The organism is Emticicia fluvialis (assembly GCF_024793945.1).
GTDB lineage: Bacteria > Bacteroidota > Bacteroidia > Cytophagales > Spirosomataceae > Emticicia > Emticicia fluvialis.
In genome coordinates, this window is the sequence record NZ_JANUSD010000007.1 from 37,628 (window position 1) to 60,487 (window position 22,860).

A 22,860-nucleotide genomic window follows, 5' to 3' on the forward strand; every position below is an offset into this window, starting at 1 on the left:
AAAAAACTACATATATTGATTAAAGGCGGATTTTCTCTCAAATACCCCGCTCTTCGCTAACAGCGCACTTGCCCAGACAGAAAGTTAATTTATCTTTGAATGTCCGAAATTTGAACCAAAGAACAATTAACTTGAACCACCAAACATGAAAAAGAACTATCTTTTTTGCTATCTGCTATGGCTATTTACCGCCGTTATTTCTTGTACCAGCGAACAACCTGCAGCCAAGTCCAGCGAAGCCAAAATAGTGAAGCTGGAATTTGAAACCGCCGGAACAGTTTATGCCACCACCATTACCGGAAATAACATTAGCCTGGAAAAGGCTATTCCTTACAGTGCTAAAGAAGTGGCCGTAAAAACCATCACCGTTTCTAACGGAGCCACTGTAAACATGAAGGCAGGAGACAAACTGACAACCGCCCAAACCGATATTCTTGTAACGGCAGAAGATGGCGTAACCAAGCAGACCTACAAAATTAACTGGCAGATAGCTGCCGCATCAACAGAAGCAGCACTGACAGAAATTGTGTTTGCTTATAAAGGCGCCGACTATACCGGAACAGTAAGCAATGCTACCATTGTGTTAAAGAAAGAATTGCCTTATAATGCCGACGGCACTATCAGCATCAAATCATTTAAGGCATCTGCTAATGCAACTGCCAACATCAGCGTTGGCCAGGAAGTAGGCGTTGATAAAGCGCTAACAGTTAGCATTACTGCTGAGGATGGCAAGGTTAAAAACAATTATACGCTGAATAGTTTCAGAGACGAAGAGGGTAAGCTATTAATTGCCCAGTCTACCATTAAAAGTTGTGAGGCTTTTAAAACTTTTCAGACGGGCGAATTTATGGTTGAAAATAACCTCTGGAATGTTACAGGTTTAGCTGCGGGTTCATATTCATTGTGTGTTTATAATTATAATGCTGATTCACGATTCCTTTTGGGTTGGTCGTGGGACTTCCCAACTTCTGCTACCAATATTAACGCCTATCCTGAGGTTATTTACGGACAAAAACCGTGGTATCCGAACACAACTACCGCACAATTGCCGAAGAAAATAGGTGAGTTGGGCAAGCTAAAAGTGAATTATGACATTGAAATGCACATTGAGCGCGGAAGTTATAATCTGGCATTTGATAACTGGATTAGCTCGGCAAAGGTAGCCACACCAGGCAATGTTCAGTTTGAGTTTATGATTTGGGAAGATTACCAGAACCTTGAGCCATTTGGCACCTTTAAGGAAACCGTAAATACCACCAACGGTAGTTATAAGTTTTACATGGGCGAGCCCACCTGGGAGCCCGCAGGCTCTAACTGGACATACGTTGCCTTTGCCAGAACAGATAAAAGGCAAGCCGGCAAAGTAGATGTTGACGAGCTGATAGCCTATCTGGTAAGCAAAGGTATCGTTTCAAAAGACAGTTATCTGTCTTCTATTGAGTTTGGCAATGAATTAGGTAATACCAAAGGTTACAGCGTTCTGAAGACCTTCGTAGTAGAGACCAGATAAATAACTATACAGGAGGCTGCGTTTTAATGGCAGCCTCCTGTATCATTAACCCTGCTCTGCCACTTTTCTTAATTCATCCAGTACATAGCCCCAGTCATTCTCAGAACGCTCAACGGCGGCATCGTCCTTTAAACCATCCTGTGTTACGGTAAGCAGGGTTTCGCCGGGCTTTTCTTCTAATGCGTAGGTTATGTTTGCATAATTTGCAGGAATATCGTCTGACCCACTCATATTGCTCCAATAATTATAGGTAACCGATTTCCCGGGTTCAATAGCCAGTATGGTTCCTTTGTCTTCATAGGGTTTGCCATCCCACAGGCCCGAAAAAACTATCGGGCTGCCCACCTGCCAGTCGGTTCTGGTTTCGGTGCCAAACAAATACAGCTTTATTTTCTCGGGGTTAGTGAGTGCATCCCACACAGCTGCTGCTGGAGCTTTAATTGCAATGGTTTTTTTTATTTCTTTTGGCATAGTTTCGAGCTGGTTTTTATATTTAAATCTTTTTTACGGGTTCTCTTAGAATGGTTTTCAGCTTTTCAGGAACTGTTTTGTTGAAGTCAGACAAATAAATTTCATGGTGCAAACCATTTCTTTGCAACTGCCTGGCCTCTGAAAACGCCTGAATCTGCAAGAGGCTCTCAGGCTCTTTATCAAAAGGCCCAATGTGCAGCATCTGCACGCAAAGCCCCTCTTCCATCTCAAACAATTCAACACTGGCAGCCCGGGCAATCTGTTTTTTATAGGCTACATTTTCAGCAGTGATTTTAATATCTTCTGCGGCTACAAACGCAGGCAGGCGAATCAGCATTCTATACTGCCATTCACTACGGGGTATCTTTTGTGGGGCTTCGGCCATAGAAACCCTGCTATTGGTGGTTTCGTCAAACCACCAGAGGCCCTCCAGTTTAGCCACTATAAAATCTTTTTGCTTAGCCTTATACAAGAACTTAAGGGCATAAGCCGTAGCATACAAAGCCTGTAAAGTGGTTCCGTAGTCAGGCTGCGAAGGGTCTCCCTTGCCCAAGACAGACAAAAATCTGGCTGCTTCAATATTTACCAGCGTTGGCTTTGTTGTAGCGGTATAGTAAGCTTTGGAAGCTTTACTTAAATCGAGTTTTTCCATGTTGCAGTGTCATTTTATCAGAAACCCTCATCGGCACTTGGGCCATAGCTGCCCGGTATAGGAATATTGAGCAGGCGTAAAAACACCCCTAGCTGTGCACGGTGATGAATTGTCTGGCTCAGACACATACGCAGCACATCTTTTTTAGGTCTTACACTGTAAACGGTTTCACCACTACGAAGCGTCCAGTTTTTGTCAATCTGGCCTTCATATTCTTCTTTCAGGTACTCGCGCCCCTCTGTCAGGTTATTTTCAAAATAGGTCATTAAATCTGATGTATTGTTAACCTGTACCGGGTTGTAAGGGTTGTTCGCAAAATTCAGTTCATCGGTTGTCATGGTCATTTTTATCCATGAGGGCAGTTCGCCTATGTGGGTAGCCAGTTGCCTGATGCTCATGCTTTTTTCGTGCGGTCTCCAATCATACTTGTCGTCAGGCACAATAGATAACATTTTACGGGTAGTTTGGGCTTCCCGCTCAAATTCGTTTGAAAATTCCTGTAAGAAAGACATAGTTTTTTTGCGTTTAAATGAATGATAATGCAAAGAAAACGGGCCTCACTGACAACCCTATGTCAGTCTGTTTTTGAAATTTCCTATAAATTTTTCAGAATTCAACCGGCAGCTGATAATCGTTCAGCGTGATGTGGTTTTTCTTTCTGTAAGGGATACCGGTATCCTGAATAGAACAAATGCGTGAAACCTTAAAATCGCGGTATTCTTCCCTCAGGTGGCACCAGGCTATCATGTGCCAGCTAAAAGCATAAAAAACAAGGCCTATGGCTTCTACCTGCCTTTTGCTTGATTCTTCTTTGTTATTGACGTAGGTTATTTCAAGAATATTTCTGGCTATTATGGCATTCTGAATACTACTCAGGTACTCAAAGTCATTGTTGAGTCGCTGAGGTATCTGCAATCTTATATTGTCTGTCAGCATATCCATCTTTTCTTTCTGGCTGGTACGTAAAACAGCCTTCACTTTGCTTAGGGCTGACGAGTAGTGTTTCCTGATAGACTTATCGGCAAACCCTATTGTAACGCTTTCCATGAGCAGCAATGCGTTGGCTTCTTCAATGCTGAATGCCACCGGCGGCAGAAAATACCCCGGTACTACAAAATACCCTTTCTGGTTTTCGAACCCAACCGGAATACCCAGTTCGCCCAGCGCCTTGATGTCGCGATAGACAGTACGGACACTGATTTCATACTTTTCGGCAATGCTCTCGGCACTTACATATTTCTTTGACTGCAAAGTGGTTACTATGGCCATCAGCCGGTCTATTCGGTTCATCACTATCAGTTTATAAGATTGTATGTCAAAAATAACAAAGTATTTATACCTGCAAAAACCAATTTCACGCTCACAAAGCGGGGTTTCGTCAGAAAGCCCTGTGGTGTCCCTCCCGTACTGTCTAATTTTGAAGCATCAACCCGAAGCAAACAATTATTTATCATTTAAACATAGTCAAAAATGAAACGAATTATTTTAACTATCAGCTTTTTATCTTTAATTTTCGTTCAGTCTTTTGCGCAGAAGGCCGAGTACGTATCGGCAATGGAAAACGCCATCGGCCTGTTAAGCGAGTTTGAAAACACTGAAAATACCAGGCAGGGCGTAAGCCAGCTGGAACGCATTGCAACTGCCGAACCTAACGAATGGCTACCAGGCTACTGGGCAGCTTATGGCCTTGCCAACCTGAGCTTTGCAGAGCCGGAGGCCGACAAAAAAGATTTGCTGCTTGACAAAGCCGATAAGTTTCTGGCTCATGCCGAAAAACTGCAACCGGGCAATGATGAAATAGAGGTACTGAAAGCCTACATAGCCAATGCAAGAATGGCAGTAGCCCCACAAGACCGCTGGCAAAAATATGGCGCTACCGTAAGCATGGGCTTGCAGAATGCCAATAAAATAAACCCTGAAAACCCCAGAGCCAAATTATTAGAAGCCCAGGGTATCTACTTTACACCAGAGGCTTATGGCGGTGGTAAGAAAAAGTCGGCTCCATTGTTTGAAGAAGCCCTTAAGAGATTCGCAAAATTTAAGCCGGCATCTGGCATTGCGCCCAACTGGGGTGAACGAGACGCCCGATGGTTGTTATCACAAACAAACTAAGCAATGAAAGAATCGACCGTTTTACTAGGATACGCAGACCTTATTGAAAATACAGATAAACATCTGAAAAAACACTTCATACTTTTTTCAATATTGGGGTTAATCGCCGGTCTTGGCAGATTCGTTCAGGAAGGCGGATGGGGTAACATTAACAGAAGCTTTCATACCGTACTTGAAGTAATAGTGAACCTGGCACGTTTGTTAATCATCTTTGCAGTAATCGGTCGGGGGCAGCCGCTGGCTGGGTTCAATCATTTTCTGGCTATATTCAGACTCAGGAAATCAGATTGGTTAGATACCTGGTCTAATTTTAAAAACAATGTAAGGCATCATTTTCTGGCTATTTTAGTCAATTTAATAATTTACGTAATAGTGGCCGTTAGTACCAATATTGCCATATTTGCTACGCTTGAATACACCCCCTTTCTTAACTGGTTGAAATCGGCAGATTTAATCAGCCAATCGACAGGCAAATGGCCCGTAATACTTCTTTTAAAAAATATCTCTATCATTCCGTTTACACTGGTATTTGAGACCCTGCTTGTGATGTGGATTGTAGAACGAAACAAAACAATAGAGGAATGAACTATTTACCATCAGAAATAAAAAATATTCCGTCAGACGGCATACAAAATCTGCAGGCAGAGACCATTGCCGGTGGTATAGAGCTGGTAGGATATGACGAGAACCAGATACGGATAGAAATATATGCATCTAAGCGGCTGGTAGTTAACCTGTTCAAAAAAGAAAGTGTTAACTCGTATGACATAGGCCATGAGCTGGTAAGCATAACCCGGCAGGGAGACAACCTGCGGGTAGCTGCAACCAATAATGGATTCTGGAAATGGGACTGGCTGAGTTTCTTCCGGGTATCGCTCCGGATTTTTATACCCCGAAACATAAACGCCGTCATAACAACCAATGTTGGCGACATATCTCTTAACAACCTTAACGGCAGGCAAATGCTCCGTACAACCATTGGAGACGTAAGAATTGCTAATTCTTCAGGCGAGATTCAGGGCAAAGCAGCTGCAGGAAATATTAAGATTGGCAATTGTGATATCAAGGCCGACCTTTCTTCTTCAGGAGGAAACATACTGATACATAATTCAAAGGGAGAAATTAACTGCTCTACAAGCGGAGGTAATTTCAAAATGGAGAATTTCAGCGGAAAACTATACACCAAAACCAGCGGAGGCAACATAAAAGCTAACAATATTTCAGGCGAATTCAAGACTTATACCTTCGGAGGTAACATCAGGCTTGCAAACATGAAAGGCAACATTGGCGCCTCTACCAAAGGTGGTAATATCAATATCCAGGCAGTTTCAATTAACGAATACCTCTGGATTGAAACCTCCGGCGGCAACATAAAAGCACAATTACCCTTAAACCAGGGTATGCAGATAGAGGCCGACGGCGGTTCGGTAAGTGCGCCATATATTCAGGGTTTTCAGGGCATTAACCGTTCAGGTTTTCTATCTGGTAGTGTCAACGGGGGTGGTGCAAGTGTAAAATTAAAGTCATTTGGGGGTAATGTTAAAATATATGCCCCCAAAGGGGAGCCATATATGGAGGAAACCGAGTTTAAAAAAAAACAGCCTACATGGGCTGACCGCCTCAGTGTAGAAAAAGCCCCCGGTGTCAGTTCGCAGGTTACGCCTGTTCAAAACACCACCCAGAATCCTGAACCGGCCAGACGCTATTATAAAGACCGCACCGAGGGGTTCAGAGTAAATTTCAGAGGCATTATAAACAGGCTTAACTCCAGGTTTTTATTTTACACGCTGCTTTACACCATTTTTTTTATTTACGGCCTTAACAGCATTCTCTATTTCTCGCTTGAACTCCTTAACCCTACTTCTCTTGAAGCAGAACAGAATAAGGCGGTATTTCTGGCTAACCTCACAACCGGGGTGTCTTGTTTTATAAGCCTTACCATTTTTATACTTTTTATAGAGCGTTTTCTGATTAAGAACTGGTCAAAGTATACCATTCTTATTGTGCTTACCTATGGTGTTATTATGCTAACACGGCTCATACAGAAAGCATTTTACCTGCTCGAAAACGATGGAGGCCGTTACTGGACCCATTACTGGAAAATTATGTCGGTAAAATATACCGATGGCTGGCTTGTTAATCAGGGTACCTTATATCTGTTTATACCTATGATAGCCGTTTGCGTCTTTTTTTATAACTGGCAACGTTCTAAAGACCTGGACCGCAAAATATCTGAACAGGAATACCAATTACTTAACCTTGAAAAGCTGAAAACCAAAGCACAACTAAACGCATTGGAGGCACGTATTAACCCGCATTTTTTGTACAACTCGTTAAACAGCATTACAGGTCTGATTCATGACAACCCCGATAAGGCCGAAGAAATGACAATTCAGCTCTCAAAATTGTTCAGAGCTACGACCGGCCGTTCTGACCAGAGTTTTCATACCATAGCCGAAGAGCTGGATATCGTAAAATCTTACCTGTCTATTGAGCAGATGCGCTTTGGCGACAGGCTGAACTATGCCATTAACATAGAAGCTGGTCTTGAATCAATCAAAATTCCACGCTTTCTACTACAACCGGTGGTTGAAAACGCCATTAAACATGGTATTTCTAAAATAACCGAACACGGTATTATTGACGTAAAAATAAGTAAAGAAGACAACCTGATTGCTTTTCAGATACACGACAACGGCCCGGCTTTTAAAGAAGATTTAAGCGGAGGCTATGGACTGAAAAGCATCAGTGATAAATTGCGCCTGATTTATGGCAATGAAGCTGGTGTGCAAATACAAAACAACGATTTCAAAGCCATTATCATCAGAGTTCCGGTTGAAACAGCAGATAAAACACATATAGAAGTGTAGTTCAATAAAAATTCAGCATTGTATGTTAAAGACCATATTAATAGACGACGAACCCCTGGCCATAAGCCGCTTAAAGAGACTGCTGGCTAGTTATGGCACGACCATTCAGATAATTGATGAAGCGCATAACGGACAGGAAGGGCTGGAGAAAATAGAATCGCTCAAACCAGACCTGATATTTCTGGATATTGAAATGCCCCTCATGACAGGCTTTGAAATGCTGGCTAACCTGTCTTATATGCCAATGGTTATTTTCTCTACCGCCTACGACCAATACGCCATAAGAGCATTTGAGGAGAACTCGGTTGATTACCTGCTGAAGCCCATAGAAGCCGAAAGATTGGAAAAAACCATAGAAAAACTAAAGAAACTGGAAGACAAAAAGGAAGACAGTTCGCTGAGCGCCAATCTGATGCAATTGCTTGAGCAGTTAAAAATAAAAGAAGATGCCCTGCGCACACCCGCTCAAAAGCAAACCACGGCTCACTCCATATCAGTAAAATCAGGCGAACGCATTCTGTTTATACCCTTAACTGAAATCAGTTACTTTGAGGCCGAAGACAAATATGTGTTTCTGAACACAACAGATGGCAAACAGTACCTGACCAACTACACCATAACGGGTCTGGAAGAAAAACTACCCGATAATTTTGTGCGTGTCAGTCGCTCGGCTATTGTTAATTCTATACACATTAAAGAACTGCAAAAGTATTTTAATGGTAAATACCTGGTATTGATGCGAGACAGCAAAACTACCAAACTGGAAACGGGCTCTACCTACGGCGATAACCTGAAAAAGCTGATGGAAATTTAAAATTATAGGGCAAAACTAAACCTTTTGGCTATGGCATAGTTTTTTAATACTTATTAAAGATACCCATGTTTAAAATGAACATAAATCTTTAATAATTATATGAATCTTAAAAGAATCTTCGGGTCAATACTTACCGTGTTAGGCATTGCCGGTCTTATTTATGCTGCCGTATTATTTGTAAATACCACAGGTGGCACCAAAAACATAAAAGCGCTTATTATTTACGGCATTATTGGTTTAATTTTTTTCAGCTCGGGTATTAACCTGATTCGCACCACTAAAGATGAAGCATAACCGGTAAGCCTGCAAAATTTATGACCCTGTAAGAGCGCCACTACAGAAAAACTAACATTGCAGTACAGTTGTTACATTTACGGTTTCATACGCTTTGATTTTACATACAAAATTCTGAAAATTGTATAAACAAACTCAAACCGTATGAACAAGCCTCTGTTAACCACACTTTTAGCCTTTTCTGTCTCATTTGCCATTGCACAAAACAAAGAAATCGTAAAAACCGACAAAGCTCCTGTACCGATTGCTCCTTACAGCCAGGGAGTAAAAGCCAACGGCATGCTATATGTAGCCGGGCAGATAGGTCTGAACCCTGAAACCCGTAAACTGGTAGATGGGGGCGTAGAACCAGAAACCATGCAGATAATGGAAAACATCAAAGCCATTGTTGAAGCCGCCGGAGCCCGCATGGAAGACATTGTTAATACAACTATCTACATGAAAGACCTCGGTAATTTTGCCAGAGTAAACGACTTGTACGGCAAATTTTTTACCGGTACCTTTCCTGCCCGTACCACGGTAGGCGTTGCCAATTTGCCCGGCGGAGCCAATATTGAAATTGCTGTAATAGCCGTTTTACCTAAGGTTCGTCGAAAATAAGTCGAATATGGTCTCTTCCCCATCTTCCGGGCACATTTTTAATATACATCATTCAGGTTTTTATTTATTTTTGTTAATCAATCAAGTTCCTTCATCATATTCATGAAAAACACCATTCTATTTATCTGTTTATTGGCGGGGTTCACGGCGTTTGCGCAGATGCCGGCCACTACCCAATACAATGCCAACACCCGTTTTGAGCAAATGGGCACCGAGCTACCCACACCCAACACCTACCGCACCGCCTCTGGCGCACCGGGCAAAGACTACTGGCAACAAAAAGCCGACTACGACATTAAAGTGGAGTTGGACGACGCAAACCAACGCATTATTGGAACAGAGGTAATTACGTACACCAACAAATCGCCTGACGAACTGCGTTACATCTGGTTGCAATTAGACCAGAACCTGTTTGAAAAAACATCTATCAATGCCTTAACCAAAACAGGCGGCATTGAAAACCAGATGTCTTTCGGAGCCATTCAGGGTATCAACGCACCCAGTTCGGTAAGAGCCACTATTGCCAGCAACAAAGAGTATGGTTACAAAATTACTTTGGTAAAAGATGCCAAAACCGGTGCCAATCTGGTGTATACCATCAACAATACCATGATGAGAGTAGAAGTACCAACACCTTTGAAAACCGGGCAATCTTACTCTTTCCGTGTCGACTGGAACTATAACATTACAGACTACTACGGCCGCTCGGGTATGGAGTACTTCCCGAAAGACGGCAACTATAACTACTTTATTGCACACTGGTTTCCGCGGATGGCTGTATATGACGACGTAAACGGCTGGCAGCATAAGCAGTTTCTGGGGCAGGGAGAATTTACTCTTCCGTTTGGAGACTATAAAGTTGAAATTACTGTACCTAACGACCACGTTGTTGGGGCAACCGGCGAATGCCAGAACTACGACAAAGTTTTGTCTGCCACGCAACTGAAACGTTTCGAACAGGCTAAAAACTCTAAAACTCCGGTTGTAATTGTTACTCAGGCCGAAGCAGAAGCCGCTGAGAAAGCTAAGCCAACCGGCAAAAAAACCTGGATTTACAAGGCATCTAATGTGCGCGACTTCGCTTTTGCCTCGTCTCGTAAGTTTATCTGGGATGCCATGCAGACTGATGTGTATAACAACGGCCGCAAAATATGGTCAATGTCTTTCTATTCAAAAGAAGGTAACCCGCTTTGGGGGCAATACTCAACCCGCGTAGTAGAACATACTTTGAGAAGCTATGGTAACCGTACCATTCAATACCCATATCCGGTAGCCATTTCATGCCATGCTACTGCAGGCGGTGGTATGGAGTACCCGATGATATCGTTCAACGGTGGGCGTCCTGAGCCGGATGGCACCTACTCTGAAATGACCAAAGCAGGTATGATTGGTGTAATTATCCATGAGGTTGGCCACAATTTCTTTCCGATGATTGTAAATACGGACGAACGCCAATGGACCTGGATGGATGAAGGCCTGAACACTTTCTGCCAGTATCTGGCTGAGCAGGAATGGGACCGTAACTTCCCGTCGCGTCGTGGTGAGCCACAATACATTGTGCCTTACATGAAAACCGACAAGACACAACAAGTGCCTATTATGTCGAGCTCAGACAACGTTATATCATTAGGGCCAAATGCCTACGCTAAACCTGCTACGGGTTTAAATATGTTGCGCGAAACCATTATGGGTCGCGAGCTGTTTGACTATGCATTTAAAGAATACGCACGTCGCTGGGCGTTTAAATCGCCGCAGCCTGCCGATTTCTTCCGTACTATGGAAGATGCCTCAGGCGTTGACCTGGACTGGTTCTGGAAAGGCTGGTTTTATGGCGTAGAGCCTGTTGACCAGGACCTTGCCGAGGTTGAATGGTATTCTATCGACAACCAGGACCCTGTTGCTAAAAAAGCGGCCGATAAAGCTGATTTTGACGCCAAGCGCGAAACTCTGAGCAATATCCGCAACAAAACAGATATTAAACAAACAGTAGTAGAGGCAGACTCAACGATGAGAGACTTCTACAACTCTTATGATAAGTTTGCCGTAACAGCTACCGACAAACAGAAATCGGATCAATATAAAGCCAGCTTGTCTGAAGAAGAACGTAAAATGCTGGAAGAAGGCAAAAACTTCTATGTTTTGAAAATCAAAAATAAAGGTGGTTTGCCAATGCCTGTTATTGTGAAACTGGATTATGAAGACGGCACTAACGAAATTGTGAGAATACCTGCTGAAATCTGGCGATTGAATGATAAAGAGATTAAGAAAACGCTTCCAACTACCAAAAAAGTGAAGAAGTTTACACTTGACCCTTTCTATGAGATTGCCGATATTGATACAGCCAATAATGCATTCCCACGTGAACCGGAGCAACCAACCAAGTTTCAGGCGTTCAAACAAAGGGCGTTCCAGCAAGGGCCTAACCCTATGCAACAGGCTAAACAAAATCAGCCATCAGGTGTGCAAACCAGTGGTAAGAACTAATTCTTACCCTACACATAAAGCATAAAAACGAAAGCCGGGGCGTGTTTGCCCCGGCTTTCGTTTTATAATTCAATTTAGATTCTTAATTCCTGACTCTGAACTCATACTTGCCTGAACCCACCAGCAATTTGGTGTGATTGCCGTCTATGCCATCAATCTTGATATCAGACGAAACCGGTTTGCCTCCCTCCTCAATATCAGGTACGTTGGTGGTGGGCAAATAAACCGTAGCTGTGGTGTTCGCCGGAATTTCAATGGTGTATACCGTAGTTTTGCCGTCTTTTTTCCAGCCAGATGAGGCAAGACCATAATTGGTGATGATTCTGGCACTGGCAGAGGTCAGCCCGTCTCCCAAATGCGGTTTAATGATAATTTTCTTGTAGCCTGCACCAGACTCATCAACATCAATACCGGCTACATCCCGATACATCCAGTCGCCCACGGCGCCATACGAATAATGGTTGAACGAGGTCATGCTTGGGTCCTGAAAAGTGCTGTCGGGCTTCATAGAATCCCACCTTTCCCAAACGGTAGTGGCGCCCATTTTAATTGGATACAGCCATGACGGGTAGGTATCCTGCAATAACAAGCGATAGGCCACGTCGGTTCTGCCAAAACGTGTCAATACAGGCGTAAGGAACGGCGTACCCAAAAAGCCGGTAGTCAGGTGATAATTATAGCTTTTTATGTTATCTACCAGTCGGCCTACTGCTTGCGGGCGTAATTCTTCCGGCAGCATATCAAACTGTAAGGCAAGTATATAGGCTGTCTGTGTTTCAGAAATCAGCCTTCCGCTGGCTGTCATAAATTCTTTGCGGAACGCGGCCTTTATGCGCTCCAAAAGGGCTTCATAATCTTTTACCTCCTCTGTTTTGCCCAGGAGCCTCGCCGCTTTGATCATCAGGCTGGTATTATAAGCAAAGAAACACTGCGCCACCAGATAATTATCTGTAATGGCAGACTTCTGGCCAATCAGACCTTTCGAATCATCTACCCTGTATGATAGCCAGTCGGCAAACTGAAAACCGGTATTCCATAAATCATTATTTGCGGCATTTCGTACATAATCCAGATATGCTTTCATGCTGGGGTATTGTTCTTCTACCACGCGCTTATCGCCATATACTACGTACAGATTCCATGGAATGATGATACCTGCATCAGACCAACCTGCTGCACCTGCCGGGGTATCAAAAAAAGTACCTTTCAGGGCATTGGGTATCACAAAAGGAATGGCGCCATTAGGATTCTGGTCGGCAGCCACATCTTTCAGCCATTTAGAGAAAAAATTGTTTACATTGAAATTGAAAGCGGCCGTGCGTGAAAAAACTTCAGCGTCGCCTGTCCATCCAAGGCGTTCATCGCGTTGTGGGCAATCAGTTGGTACATCAAGAAAGTTACCCCTCTGCCCCCATTGTATGTTCTTTTGTAGCTGGTTTACCAGTGGATTAGAGCATTCAAAGCTGCCCGTTGGTTTCATATCAGAATACAAAGCCACAGCGGTAAAGTTATCGGGGTTCAATGGTTCTTTCAGACCCTCTACCCTTACGTATCTGAACCCGTGGAAAGTAAATCGCGGTTCGTAGGTTTCAACCCCCTGGCCTTTCAGTATATAAGTATCCTGCGCCAGTGCGTTTCTGAGGTTATCAAAATAAAGCCCACCGGTTTTGTCAAGCACTTCAGCGTGCGAAAGCACAATTTTATCACCCGCATTACCCGACACCTTCATTTGTACCCAACCTACCAGATTCTGGCCGAAATCAAGTACCTGCTCGCCTTTTGGCGTTCTTAGCACCTTTACAGGCTTAAAGGTTTCATGTTTGGTAATCAATTCATGGTTGGCAGAGAAAAGAATATCTTTCGGGAAGTTTTTTACTACCACCGACTGCCAATTTTTGTCGTCAAAGGTAGCGGTTGCCCAGCCTGCCTTCTCATGTCTGGCATCATATACTTCGCCGTCATAAATTTCAGAGAATTGAATAGGCCCGGTTGATACTTTCCAAGTGCCGTCAGAAATAACAGATTCTGTCTTTCCATCTGTATAAGTTATATTTAACTGGCAAAGCAATGCTGTTTCTTTGCCATAGAAATTCACCTTTTTCTCCCAGCCTAATTCACCTCTGTACCAACCATTGGCCAAGCTTACACCAATGGCGTTTTTGCCTTGTTTTAAAAGATTGGTAACATCGTATGTCTGGTACAACAAACGTTTGTTGTAGCTGGTCCAGCCGGGTGTCAGGTAGGCATCGCCTACCCTTTGGCCGTTTATATGTGCCTCATACAATCCTTTAGAAGTAATATAGGCAATAGCCGATTTAATCTTTTTTGATGTGCTGAATGATTTTCTGAATTGCGGCACTATGCCATAGGCAGTATCTGCTTTAATGCCGGACGAAATCCATTGGGCTGTTATTTCAGAAGCCGGGTTGAGTAGGTCCGTCTGCCAGAAAGCCGTGGTACTCCAGGGTGACTCATTCGCCTGATTATCCCAGACTTTTACCTGCCAGTAGTATTTCTGCCCCGATTTAAGCGGAGCTCCCTGATAGGTTTGTAATACAGACTCATCACTATTTACTTTGCCTGAATCCCAAACCAGATTTTTTTTGGCGAAATCGGGAGATGTGGCTATCCGAATGCTGTATGCTGTTTGAAGAATGTTACGACCGCCTGCGGCAATTTTCCATGTAAAACGTGGCCTGGTTACGTCCAGACCGATAGGATTCACCCGGTTTTCGCAGGTTAAATCATAGGTACTCAGGTTTTGAGCCATCGCGCTAATACCAGCGAGACAGACGAGCAGGGTAAATATTCGTTTCATTGCAATTTTTAATTTTATCAATAATATTTTGCACTATTCTACAAAATAAACCGAAAACAATCAGAGTACCCTCATTTACTCTCCTGCTATTGTCTCATTTTGATAAAATAAAAATCCGTAGCAGAGGCTGCTACGGATTCATAACTTATCTGATTAACATTTGTTATTGCTTTGCGGTCATTTCGCTGGCCATTTTTACAGCATTGTAGGCATTTACAATGCCACCCGTTACCGACAAATCTTCAAACTTCACAATCTCTTTGGTTCCGGGTTTGTAAACTCTCAATTCCGGGGCTTTCACTGCCGACTCCAGAATAATTTTCTTCAACTGGGCCGCTGTTAACTCAGGGAAATATGATTTCAGTAAAGCGGCAACACCTGTGGTGGCTGGTGCAGCCATACTTGTACCGCTCTTTTCTTCATATTTAGAACCCGGAATGGTAGAGTAGATATCAACACCCGGTGCAAACACATCTACATTGTTTTTACCATAGTTGCTGAACTCTGCCACGGCATCAGGTGCATTTTTCCATGACAAGGCTCCTACTGATATCCAGTTTTCGGCTTTTCCGCCATTGGCATAGGTGTTGGTGGGGTAATGCACGTCTACATCAGTATCCTCATTATCATTACCGGCAGCGGCTATCAGCAATACACCTTTCGACTGCGCATACTTCACGGCGTCGTCGACCCATTTTTTCTCAGGAGAATAAGGTTTTCCGAAACTCATATTGATAATCTGTGCGCCGTTGTCTGCGGCGTAACGAATAGCATTCGCCACGTCTTTATCTCTTTCGTCGCCATCAGGTACGGCGCGCACCACCATAATGCGTACATTATCTGCCACACCTTTTATACCCAGATTATTATTGCGATTGGCCGCAATAATACCTGCTACGTGGGTACCATGCATACCGTCGGGGCCTACCACTTCGTTGTTGCCATATTCGCCGTATTGCAATTTATCAGGCTTGTCGCCCACCACTACACGTGGGTTGAAATCAAGATTGAGGTTATACTTCTGTTCGTTTTCGTAGTGTTCAACGGCATCTTTAATATCGCTGCCGGTAGCGCCCAGCTCCATAAACTTCTCTAATGTACGCTTGGCCGCTCTTACACTGCGGTCTACGCTGTTTTCGTCAATGCCTGCTATGCTTTCTTTTGTTAGATTATTCGTTTTCAGATAAGCCTTCAATACATTCTCCGACTCTACGAAGTTCTTATACAATTGCGCATAAAATGGGGCATATTGTTCAGCTTCTGCTTTTTTCTCTTCAAATTCTTTTTGCAGCTTCTGATACAAAGCGTATTCAGCCTGATTTTTACGCAACAGTTTCTTAGATGGTTTATCTCCGAATTTTTCCTTCAGCTGTTTCAGCATGCGTGTTATTTCAATCTGCTCGTGGTTTACGTCCTGGCCGTCTTTACCACCCAGAAAATCCCAGCCATTGATATCGTCAACGAACCCGTTTTTGTCATCGTCTTTACCGTTCCCTGCAATTTCTTTAGCATTTACCCAGATTCTGTCTTTTAAATCCTCATGGTTTACATCCGTACCACCATCAATAACGGCCACCAGAACAGTTTTAGATGGTTTGCCTTTCAATAATTCGGCGTATGCACGCTCAACGCTCATACCTCTAACACCGTCTTTTTCAAAATCAAGATTCTGCCAGTTTGGTTTAGTCTTTAACTGTTGTGCGCTGGTTTGTAGAAAAAAAGAAAGGAGAAAAATTGAAAAAAGTACTTTCTTCATTATTTAGTTTTTTGTGTTAATAAAATAGACCTGTTTGTTAAAGTATAGCGTCTTTCGCCGGTACCTGCCTACTTAAGAAAATAAGCTGATTGCGAATATAAACGATTTGCTCCGGCTTTTATTTAACCCAGAATGGGTTATTTTGATTAATATTTAATTAAAATAAATATTTAGTGCTTATAAATTTTCAAGTGCCTGTCTGAAATCCGCAAGCAGATCGTCGATATTTTCAATGCCTGTTGATATTCTCAGCAGGTTATCAGGACTTACCGAATGGGCGCCCTCTGCCGACTTACGGTGTTCTATCAGGGTTTCTACTCCGCCCAGGCTGGTAGCATGTTTTACCAGTTTCAGGTTGGCTGTCAATTTCAGGGCAGCTTCCTGGCCGCCTTTTACCAGTATTGACATCATACCGCCAAAACCGTTGCTCATTTGTTTTCTGGCAACCTTGTGATATTCATTGGATTTCAGACCCGGATAATTTACTTTTTCTATCTGCGGATACCCTTCCAGAAACATGGCCAGTTTCATGGAATTATGGGCATGTACCGGCATCCGGACTGCAAAAGTAGAAAGACTACGAAACAACAACCAGCAGTCGAAAGGTGAGGGTATTACGCCTCCTGTTGTCTGAAAATTCCTGATTCTGGCTTTCAACTCCGGCGGGCAATTATCGTTAACAATAATGCAGCCACTCAGAATATCAGAATGCCCACCGAAATATTTGGTGCTTGAGTGCATGATGATATCCACGCCAAAATCAAACGGACGGGTAAAATAAGGGGTAGCCCAGGTGTTATCGCAGCCCACCAGAATATTTTTAGCTTTTGCTAGTTTTACTACTGCCTGTATATCGGTAATTTTCAAACTTGGGTTTGATGGCGTCTCTACCCATATCAGCCTGGTGTTTTCTCTGATTGCCCTTTTTATCTGGCCAATGTCGGTCATGTCAACTGCTGTGCAGGTCATACCCCAGTGTTCATACAGGCTCTCAATCATATAACGGGTGCCGTAATAGATGTCGTCCGGTAAAATTACATGGCTGTTGGTACCCAAAGCATGAAAAACGCTCATGGTAGCTGCCTGACCCGACGAAAAAGCAATGGCATCGGTACCGCCTTCCAGCGCAGCCAGTTTTTCTTCCAGCATACGTCGGTTGGGGTTAGAGGCGCGGGCATAAATATCACGTCCCTCAACAAAGGTTCCGTCGGCGGCACGCTCAAAAGTAGTTGAAAGAATAATGGGGGGTATCACCGCTCCGGTGGCGGGTTCACCATCATTTCCGGTATGTATGGTTAGAGTTTCTAATTTCATGTGTAATTTTGGGGATTAATAACGGCTAAAGATTATATTCCTTTATAAAAACTACCTCTATACGGCAAATATAACCAATAAATGAAGCAAAAACTTAACATTATAAAAATCGGCGGCAATGTAATTGACAACCCAGATGCACTGGCCAGATTCCTGAAAGACTTCTCGGCTTTACCTGATGCTAAAATACTGATTCACGGTGGCGGTAAAATTGCCACTAAAATAGCAGTTAAGCTGGATGTTGAAACCAAAATGGTAGACGGCCGCCGTATTACAGACCTGCCTATGCTAGAGGTAGTAACAATGGTGTATGGGGGTTTGGTAAACAAACAAGTGGTGGCAAAGCTACAGGCTTTGGGCTGCAACGCCATTGGCCTTACAGGCGCCGATGCCGGGGTAATACTAGCCAGAAAACGCCCGGTAAAAGAAATTGATTATGGCTATGTGGGAGACGTAGCGCAGGTGAACGACAAAATCATTAAGAACTTTGTAGAAAATGAGCTGACACCCGTTTTTGCACCACTTACTTTTGATAAAGAAGGAAACATACTGAACACCAATGCCGATACGCAGGCGTCGTCGGTAGCGGTGGCTATGGCGCAGCATTATGAAGTAAACCTGATTTACTGCTTTGAGAAAAAAGGAGTTTTGTCTGACCCTGAAGATAACGATTCGGTCATACCTACCCTAACACCGGACAGCTATGCCGGATACAAAGCTTCAGGCGCCATTAATGCCGGTATGATACCCAAACTGGATAATGCCTTTGCCGCCCTGCAGAAAGGTGTAGCCAAGGTGATAATCTGCCATGCCGATGAATTACTGCAAGCAGTTGCCCATGGACAAAGCGGAACACAAATAATTCTTTAACTTTGCAGAACTACCATTATTAAGAAGATATGATGCAGAACTCCAATCTGGTTGAGACATTAACAAAAGATGCCATTGAATTGCTAAAAGACCTGATTCAGACAGAGTCTTTCAGTAAACAGGAAGATGAAACAGCGGCAATTATAGAAGAATTTTTCAGGGAAAGAAACATTCCGTATCGCCGAAAGAAAAACAATATCTGGGCAAGAAATAAATTCTTTGACGCCTCTAAACCCACCGTTCTGCTTAATTCCCACCACGATACCGTTAAGCCTAACCCTTCCTGGACCCTTAATCCGCTTAACCCGCTTTTAAAAGACGGCAGGTTATATGGCCTGGGCAGCAACGACGCCGGCGGGTGTCTGGTGTCTCTGATTGCCACTTTCTGTTATTTCTATTACCGCCAGGACCTCAGCTATAATGTAATAATGGCTGCAACAGCCGAAGAGGAAATATCAGGCCGTGACGGCCTTGAAATTGTAGCACCCGAATTACCTGAAATATCGTTTGCCATTGTAGGCGAACCTACCCAGATGCACCTGGCTGTTGCCGAAAAAGGATTGCTGGTATTAGATTGTACAGCACATGGTAAGTCTGGCCACGCGGCAAGAAACGAAGGCGAAAATGCCATTTATAAAGCCATTGAAGACATCAACTGGTTTCAGACATACCAGTTCCCTAAAGTATCAGAAAACCTGGGGCCAATTAAAATGACTGTTACCATCATTGGTGCCGGTACCCAGCACAATGTAGTGCCTGATGCCTGCAAATTTACAGTTGATATACGTGTAACAGAGCAATATACATTGGAAGAGATTATTGAAACCGTAAGAAAAAATATTGGCAGCGAGGTTGTACCACGGTCTATCCGCCTGCGCCCTTCAAGCATTCCGATGGAACACCCGATTGTACAGGCAGGTATTGGCATGGGGCGTAATACGTATGGGTCGCCTACCACATCAGACCAGGCCTTGCTAGACTGCCCTTCGCTTAAAATGGGGCCGGGCGATTCGGCACGTTCGCACACGGCCGATGAATATATCTACCTGAACGAAATAGAAGAAGGAATTCAATTATATATACAGATGTTAGAAAAAGTAATTCTATAAACATACTTTCTGCCACAGGCAGCACATTTTATTAATGAATATCATCTTTTACTTTTTCGCCGTCCTTTGCGGAGTAGCCAACAGCATACAGTCGGGCGTTAATGCCGAACTACGCAAGGGCATCAATAATCCTATTTTTGCTGCTATTATTTCGTTTTCGGTAGGGCTTGTGGGGCTTATACTCATTACGCCGTTTTTCAAAGAGCCTATTCCTTCTTTATCGGCGCTTAAGTCTCTGGCCTGGTGGAAATGGATAGGCGGAATACTGGGCGCTTTTTTTGTTACCACAGTTATTCTTATTGTACAGAAAATCGGTTCGGCCAATATGCTGGCCCTGATTGTGGCAGGCCAGTTAATTACTGCCATGATACTGGATCACTACGGGCTGCTTGGCTACAAAATGCACCCGATTACGCTATGGAGAATTGTAGGAGGCGTGGTTACAGTGGTTGGTGTATATATGATTGTAAAAAACTAAGGGTATCAGGAAGCAATATTATTTTCTGATAATGCTTCCTACTACCTCCATTATCTTTTGTGTGGCCCCTACATTAGCTGTTACATAATTGCTGCAAATAGTGGCAGCGCTCTTTCGGCTGGCTTCGTTAGTCTTCATTCCTACATATAAAGACCTTAGTTCTTCTGTATTTTCTACAGGAAACGCCCCGCCTGCTGCTATTAAATCGTTGGCTTCCTGAAATTTGTGATAGGCTTTATTACCGAAAAATATAGGCATGCCAAATGTGGCGGCTTCCAGTATGTTATGTAATCCCTTGCCAAAAGAACCGCCAATAAAGGCGTACTCGGCGTATTGATACAGAGAAGACAACATACCTATGTTATTAATAAAAAGTACGTCACAGGCTTCAAGGTCAGGTGTTTCGCGGGCGTCAGAGAACAGCACCGTTCTCGGGCTGAGTTGCTTACGCCATATCTCAATTTCAGCATCATGGATTTCATGCGGAGCAACAATAAATTTTGTACCATCTTTCAAATCATTCATCATTGGAATCATGACGTCCATATCAGCCTGCCAGGCCGAACCAATGATGAATACCTGTTTGCCATTCTTGAATTGCTCAACTACCGGAATCTCCTTGCGGTTGTCTACAATCTGTTTTACGCGGTCAAAGCGTGTATCTCCGGCCAGAGTGGTGTTAGCAATACCGATACCCTCTAGCAGTTCCAGCGATTGCGTGTTCTGCACCAGAATATGGTCAAACTTATGCAACACTTCCCGGTAAAATCCGCCATAAAACTTAAAAAATACCTGATTCGGCCTGAAAATAGCAGAAAAAGAAATAACGGGTATCTTCCGTTTCTGCAACTGCGTCAGATAGTTCTTCCAGAATTCGTATTTCACGAAAAAAGCGATACTAGGCTTTACAATCTCCACAAAACTGGCTGCGTTTTCGGGAGTATCCGCCGGAAGGTAATAGATGTAGTCGGCACCGGTATAGTTTTTCCGGATTTCATAACCAGACGGCGAAAAAAACGTTAGAAGTATTTTATAGTTGGGATACTCTTTTCTGAAAGCCTCAATTACCGGCCTGCCCTGCTCAAACTCGCCCAGTGAAGCGCAATGAAACCATGCCAGCCTGGTAACGCCAGAACGCCAGTGTTTGCGTTCGGCGTCTGTTTTCAGTTTATCAAAAAGATTTTTTCTGCCCTCTACCCACAACTTTGCTTTTTTGTTGAAAGGCGAAACCAGCCTGAGTAATGAAACATAGGCGTAGATTGACAGATTATAAAGGAAGTTAAGCATCCTGCTAAGGTAATTAAAAATCTAAAACAAAGGCAAACCTACAAAAAACCTTTCAAAAACTATCTTTCATGTTAATTAACTGTGTGGTTGCATAAGCTGCCCCATTAGGATATACTACCGGCCCCGTACAAATCAAAAAAACAATTCATCCCAAAAACAACCTCCTACACAACACTTACGCCCCTCTTCACATATTTTTGGAGAGATATAATAATATTTTCTTAAATTTAATGTTATAATGGCATTATACGGGTTACTATTATTACCTGCTTAATATCATTTATTCGTATTAACAAATTCCTGAAAAAAGCTATTATTTAATTAATCGGGGAAATAATTAAAAAACTAATTAACCCATGTCTCTGCTCAGTCGTTTAAAAAATTGGCTTCTGTCTGAACAACCCTCAGATGTGCCTGCCGAGGTTCCGCCTGTAATTAACGAACCTCCTGCCGTATCAATTCCTGCGGGTGTGGTTGCTGTGCAAGAGCCCACTCAGCCTGCCGAATTACCTCTTTCTCCGTTCTGGCTTGAAAACGAAGACGCCCTGCGCGATGAAGGCGTAATCTTTGGATTATCTGATTCAAAAGCAGATGAAAAAATTGGCGCTATTAGAAATTACTTTTCGCATAAAACGGCCAATCTGGAAAAGACGGTTGAGTATTACTCTGAAAAAATCGGAGAACTGAATCTTTTTATTGAACAAAAAGAAAACAGAATTAACGAATTAAAAGATAAAGGTGTAACGCTTGAAAACCTTGAGGCTTCGGCTCACCATCTGCCTCGCACCATAGCAGGCTTTTTGTTATCGGTGGCCATGTGTGTAGGCAATTACTTCCTGATTGATGAGTCTATCCTGACCAATTTCCCACGCAACCATCAATTTATTGCTTTGGGTGTCTTGCTGGCCGGTATGTTTAATCTCTTTACGCCGAAGTCGCTCTTTCATGAGCAGGAAAGGAAAATTTCGTGGAAGAACGTTCTGGAAGAAATAGGTATGCCTGCCGCCGCCTCTATTTTTGTGTTTGTACAGGTATTAGAGACCCAGTCTACCGCGCGTGCGCTGGCTCTGCTTTTGTTTAGTTTCTTTTTGTTTCTATTTGCAGGCAAACTACTGCTAAGCAACCTGACATTACTTAAAAATGATGCAGGCCAATGGATAAGCAACCTGAAACTGGCCAGAGACAAAAGCAATAAGGCCAGTGACTGGGAAAACGAGGTAAACCAGCTTAAACTTGAAATAGATGAAAAGAGAGTTGAAAAGTGGAAGATAATTGACGAGCTGAAAGCGCCTGAAGCAGAGCTGAAACGCCTGAACGAAAAACGCGAGATGCTTATTAAACTCTTTGAAAGCGAGTTTAATCTGGCCAGAAGTTACCGCGAAAAACTGACAAACAAGGAAATCAAGAAAATATTGGAATAG

General features: G+C 43.2%; 20 protein-coding genes. 12 read left to right on the top strand and 8 right to left on the bottom strand.

The window, feature by feature from the left end; genetic code table 11:
• Window positions 1–145: 145 nt before the first annotated feature.
• Complete coding sequence (locus NZ848_RS09630; protein WP_259015320.1) at window positions 146–1,510, top strand: GH12 family glycosyl hydrolase domain-containing protein; 1,365 nt, start codon at window positions 146–148, stop codon at window positions 1,508–1,510.
• 45 nt (window positions 1,511–1,555) lie between these two features.
• Here the strand turns inward: NZ848_RS09630 and NZ848_RS09635 are convergent, their stop codons facing one another.
• From NZ848_RS09635 to NZ848_RS09650, 4 genes are all read right to left on the bottom strand, one after another.
• The gene (locus NZ848_RS09635; protein WP_259015321.1) at window positions 1,556–1,981 is read right to left on the bottom strand and encodes an SRPBCC family protein; all 426 of its coding nucleotides are present in this window, start codon (window positions 1,979–1,981) and stop codon (window positions 1,556–1,558) included.
• 22 nt (window positions 1,982–2,003) lie between these two features.
• Window positions 2,004–2,633 (bottom strand): GyrI-like domain-containing protein, encoded by a 630-nt coding sequence (locus NZ848_RS09640; RefSeq protein ID WP_259015322.1) that lies wholly within the window; start codon window positions 2,631–2,633, stop codon window positions 2,004–2,006.
• Between the two features lie 17 nt (window positions 2,634–2,650).
• On the bottom strand, window positions 2,651–3,145 hold the full coding sequence (locus NZ848_RS09645; protein ID WP_259015323.1) for a DinB family protein: 495 nt from the start codon (window positions 3,143–3,145) through the stop codon (window positions 2,651–2,653).
• A gap of 94 nt (window positions 3,146–3,239) precedes the next feature.
• The gene (locus NZ848_RS09650) at window positions 3,240–3,923 is read right to left on the bottom strand and encodes a helix-turn-helix transcriptional regulator (protein WP_259015324.1); all 684 of its coding nucleotides are present in this window, start codon (window positions 3,921–3,923) and stop codon (window positions 3,240–3,242) included.
• 180 nt (window positions 3,924–4,103) lie between these two features.
• On the opposite strand from NZ848_RS09650, the gene NZ848_RS09655 reads away from it, so the two are divergent.
• The 7 genes from NZ848_RS09655 (at window position 4,104) to NZ848_RS09685 (ending at window position 11,807) form a co-directional block, all read left to right on the top strand.
• A complete protein-coding gene (locus tag NZ848_RS09655; RefSeq protein ID WP_259015325.1) occupies window positions 4,104–4,745 on the top strand; it encodes a hypothetical protein in 642 nt (213 codons plus the stop codon).
• Between the two features lie 3 nt (window positions 4,746–4,748).
• Window positions 4,749–5,330, top strand: a complete 582-nt coding sequence (locus tag NZ848_RS09660; RefSeq protein WP_259015326.1) for a hypothetical protein — start codon at window positions 4,749–4,751, stop codon at window positions 5,328–5,330.
• Window positions 5,327–7,615: a histidine kinase gene (locus tag NZ848_RS09665; protein ID WP_259015327.1), complete on the top strand. Its 2,289-nt coding sequence runs from the start codon at window positions 5,327–5,329 to the stop codon at window positions 7,613–7,615. The genes NZ848_RS09660 and NZ848_RS09665 overlap by 4 nt, the downstream gene beginning before the upstream one ends.
• Before the next feature lie 22 nt (window positions 7,616–7,637).
• Window positions 7,638–8,429, top strand: coding sequence for a LytR/AlgR family response regulator transcription factor (locus NZ848_RS09670; protein ID WP_259015328.1), 792 nt, complete (start codon window positions 7,638–7,640; stop codon window positions 8,427–8,429).
• Between the two features lie 99 nt (window positions 8,430–8,528).
• Complete coding sequence (locus tag NZ848_RS09675) at window positions 8,529–8,723, top strand: hypothetical protein (RefSeq protein ID WP_101724530.1); 195 nt, start codon at window positions 8,529–8,531, stop codon at window positions 8,721–8,723.
• Between the two features lie 144 nt (window positions 8,724–8,867).
• Window positions 8,868–9,323 (top strand): RidA family protein, encoded by a 456-nt coding sequence (locus NZ848_RS09680; RefSeq protein ID WP_259015329.1) that lies wholly within the window; start codon window positions 8,868–8,870, stop codon window positions 9,321–9,323.
• A 102-nt stretch (window positions 9,324–9,425) separates the two neighbouring features.
• Window positions 9,426–11,807, top strand: a complete 2,382-nt coding sequence (locus NZ848_RS09685) for a M1 family metallopeptidase (protein WP_253530666.1) — start codon at window positions 9,426–9,428, stop codon at window positions 11,805–11,807.
• A gap of 82 nt (window positions 11,808–11,889) precedes the next feature.
• Here the strand turns inward: NZ848_RS09685 and NZ848_RS09690 are convergent, their stop codons facing one another.
• From NZ848_RS09690 to NZ848_RS09700, 3 genes are all read right to left on the bottom strand, one after another.
• Window positions 11,890–14,625 carry an alpha-L-rhamnosidase gene (locus NZ848_RS09690; protein WP_259015330.1) on the bottom strand — a complete coding sequence of 912 codons (2,736 nt, stop codon included), beginning with the start codon at window positions 14,623–14,625 and terminating at the stop codon, window positions 11,890–11,892.
• Window positions 14,626–14,788: 163 nt separating this feature from the next.
• The gene (locus NZ848_RS09695) at window positions 14,789–16,381 is read right to left on the bottom strand and encodes a S8 family peptidase (protein WP_259015331.1); all 1,593 of its coding nucleotides are present in this window, start codon (window positions 16,379–16,381) and stop codon (window positions 14,789–14,791) included.
• Between the two features lie 177 nt (window positions 16,382–16,558).
• Complete coding sequence (locus NZ848_RS09700) at window positions 16,559–17,695, bottom strand: trans-sulfuration enzyme family protein (protein ID WP_259015332.1); 1,137 nt, start codon at window positions 17,693–17,695, stop codon at window positions 16,559–16,561.
• An 81-nt stretch (window positions 17,696–17,776) separates the two neighbouring features.
• Here NZ848_RS09700 and argB point away from each other — a divergent pair, with 81 nt between their 5' ends.
• From argB to NZ848_RS09715, 3 genes are read left to right on the top strand one after another with little or no spacing between them, the layout of a single operon-like run.
• Window positions 17,777–18,565, top strand: a complete 789-nt coding sequence (gene argB / locus NZ848_RS09705; protein WP_253530687.1) for an acetylglutamate kinase — start codon at window positions 17,777–17,779, stop codon at window positions 18,563–18,565.
• A gap of 29 nt (window positions 18,566–18,594) precedes the next feature.
• Entirely contained in the window at window positions 18,595–19,674 is a 1,080-nt protein-coding gene (locus NZ848_RS09710) for a M20 family metallo-hydrolase (RefSeq protein WP_259015333.1), read from the top strand.
• Between the two features lie 34 nt (window positions 19,675–19,708).
• The gene (locus NZ848_RS09715) at window positions 19,709–20,152 is read left to right on the top strand and encodes a DMT family transporter (RefSeq protein WP_253530692.1); all 444 of its coding nucleotides are present in this window, start codon (window positions 19,709–19,711) and stop codon (window positions 20,150–20,152) included.
• Between the two features lie 18 nt (window positions 20,153–20,170).
• Here NZ848_RS09715 and NZ848_RS09720 read toward each other — a convergent pair whose 3' ends face one another.
• Window positions 20,171–21,439, bottom strand: a complete 1,269-nt coding sequence (locus NZ848_RS09720) for a 3-deoxy-D-manno-octulosonic acid transferase (RefSeq protein WP_259015334.1) — start codon at window positions 21,437–21,439, stop codon at window positions 20,171–20,173.
• 356 nt (window positions 21,440–21,795) lie between these two features.
• Here NZ848_RS09720 and NZ848_RS09725 point away from each other — a divergent pair, with 356 nt between their 5' ends.
• Complete coding sequence (locus tag NZ848_RS09725; RefSeq protein WP_259015335.1) at window positions 21,796–22,860, top strand: hypothetical protein; 1,065 nt, start codon at window positions 21,796–21,798, stop codon at window positions 22,858–22,860.

Coding starts and splice junctions, on each gene's coding strand:
- NZ848_RS09725 (WP_259015335.1), top strand. CDS start 21,796: ATGTCTCTGCTCAGTCGTTTAAAAAATTGGCTTCTGTCTGAACAACCC.
- NZ848_RS09670 (WP_259015328.1), top strand. CDS start 7,638: ATGTTAAAGACCATATTAATAGACGACGAACCCCTGGCCATAAGCCGC.
- NZ848_RS09665 (WP_259015327.1), top strand. CDS start 5,327: ATGAACTATTTACCATCAGAAATAAAAAATATTCCGTCAGACGGCATA.
- NZ848_RS09645 (WP_259015323.1), bottom strand. CDS start 3,145: ATGTCTTTCTTACAGGAATTTTCAAACGAATTTGAGCGGGAAGCCCAA.
- NZ848_RS09690 (WP_259015330.1), bottom strand. CDS start 14,625: ATGAAACGAATATTTACCCTGCTCGTCTGTCTCGCTGGTATTAGCGCG.
- NZ848_RS09680 (WP_259015329.1), top strand. CDS start 8,868: ATGAACAAGCCTCTGTTAACCACACTTTTAGCCTTTTCTGTCTCATTT.
- NZ848_RS09635 (WP_259015321.1), bottom strand. CDS start 1,981: ATGCCAAAAGAAATAAAAAAAACCATTGCAATTAAAGCTCCAGCAGCA.
- NZ848_RS09655 (WP_259015325.1), top strand. CDS start 4,104: ATGAAACGAATTATTTTAACTATCAGCTTTTTATCTTTAATTTTCGTT.
- NZ848_RS09700 (WP_259015332.1), bottom strand. CDS start 17,695: ATGAAATTAGAAACTCTAACCATACATACCGGAAATGATGGTGAACCC.
- NZ848_RS09715 (WP_253530692.1), top strand. CDS start 19,709: ATGAATATCATCTTTTACTTTTTCGCCGTCCTTTGCGGAGTAGCCAAC.
- NZ848_RS09640 (WP_259015322.1), bottom strand. CDS start 2,633: ATGGAAAAACTCGATTTAAGTAAAGCTTCCAAAGCTTACTATACCGCT.
- NZ848_RS09685 (WP_253530666.1), top strand. CDS start 9,426: ATGAAAAACACCATTCTATTTATCTGTTTATTGGCGGGGTTCACGGCG.
- NZ848_RS09630 (WP_259015320.1), top strand. CDS start 146: ATGAAAAAGAACTATCTTTTTTGCTATCTGCTATGGCTATTTACCGCC.
- NZ848_RS09720 (WP_259015334.1), bottom strand. CDS start 21,439: ATGCTTAACTTCCTTTATAATCTGTCAATCTACGCCTATGTTTCATTA.
- NZ848_RS09710 (WP_259015333.1), top strand. CDS start 18,595: ATGATGCAGAACTCCAATCTGGTTGAGACATTAACAAAAGATGCCATT.
- NZ848_RS09675 (WP_101724530.1), top strand. CDS start 8,529: ATGAATCTTAAAAGAATCTTCGGGTCAATACTTACCGTGTTAGGCATT.
- argB (WP_253530687.1), top strand. CDS start 17,777: ATGAAGCAAAAACTTAACATTATAAAAATCGGCGGCAATGTAATTGAC.
- NZ848_RS09695 (WP_259015331.1), bottom strand. CDS start 16,381: ATGAAGAAAGTACTTTTTTCAATTTTTCTCCTTTCTTTTTTTCTACAA.
- NZ848_RS09660 (WP_259015326.1), top strand. CDS start 4,749: ATGAAAGAATCGACCGTTTTACTAGGATACGCAGACCTTATTGAAAAT.
- NZ848_RS09650 (WP_259015324.1), bottom strand. CDS start 3,923: ATGAACCGAATAGACCGGCTGATGGCCATAGTAACCACTTTGCAGTCA.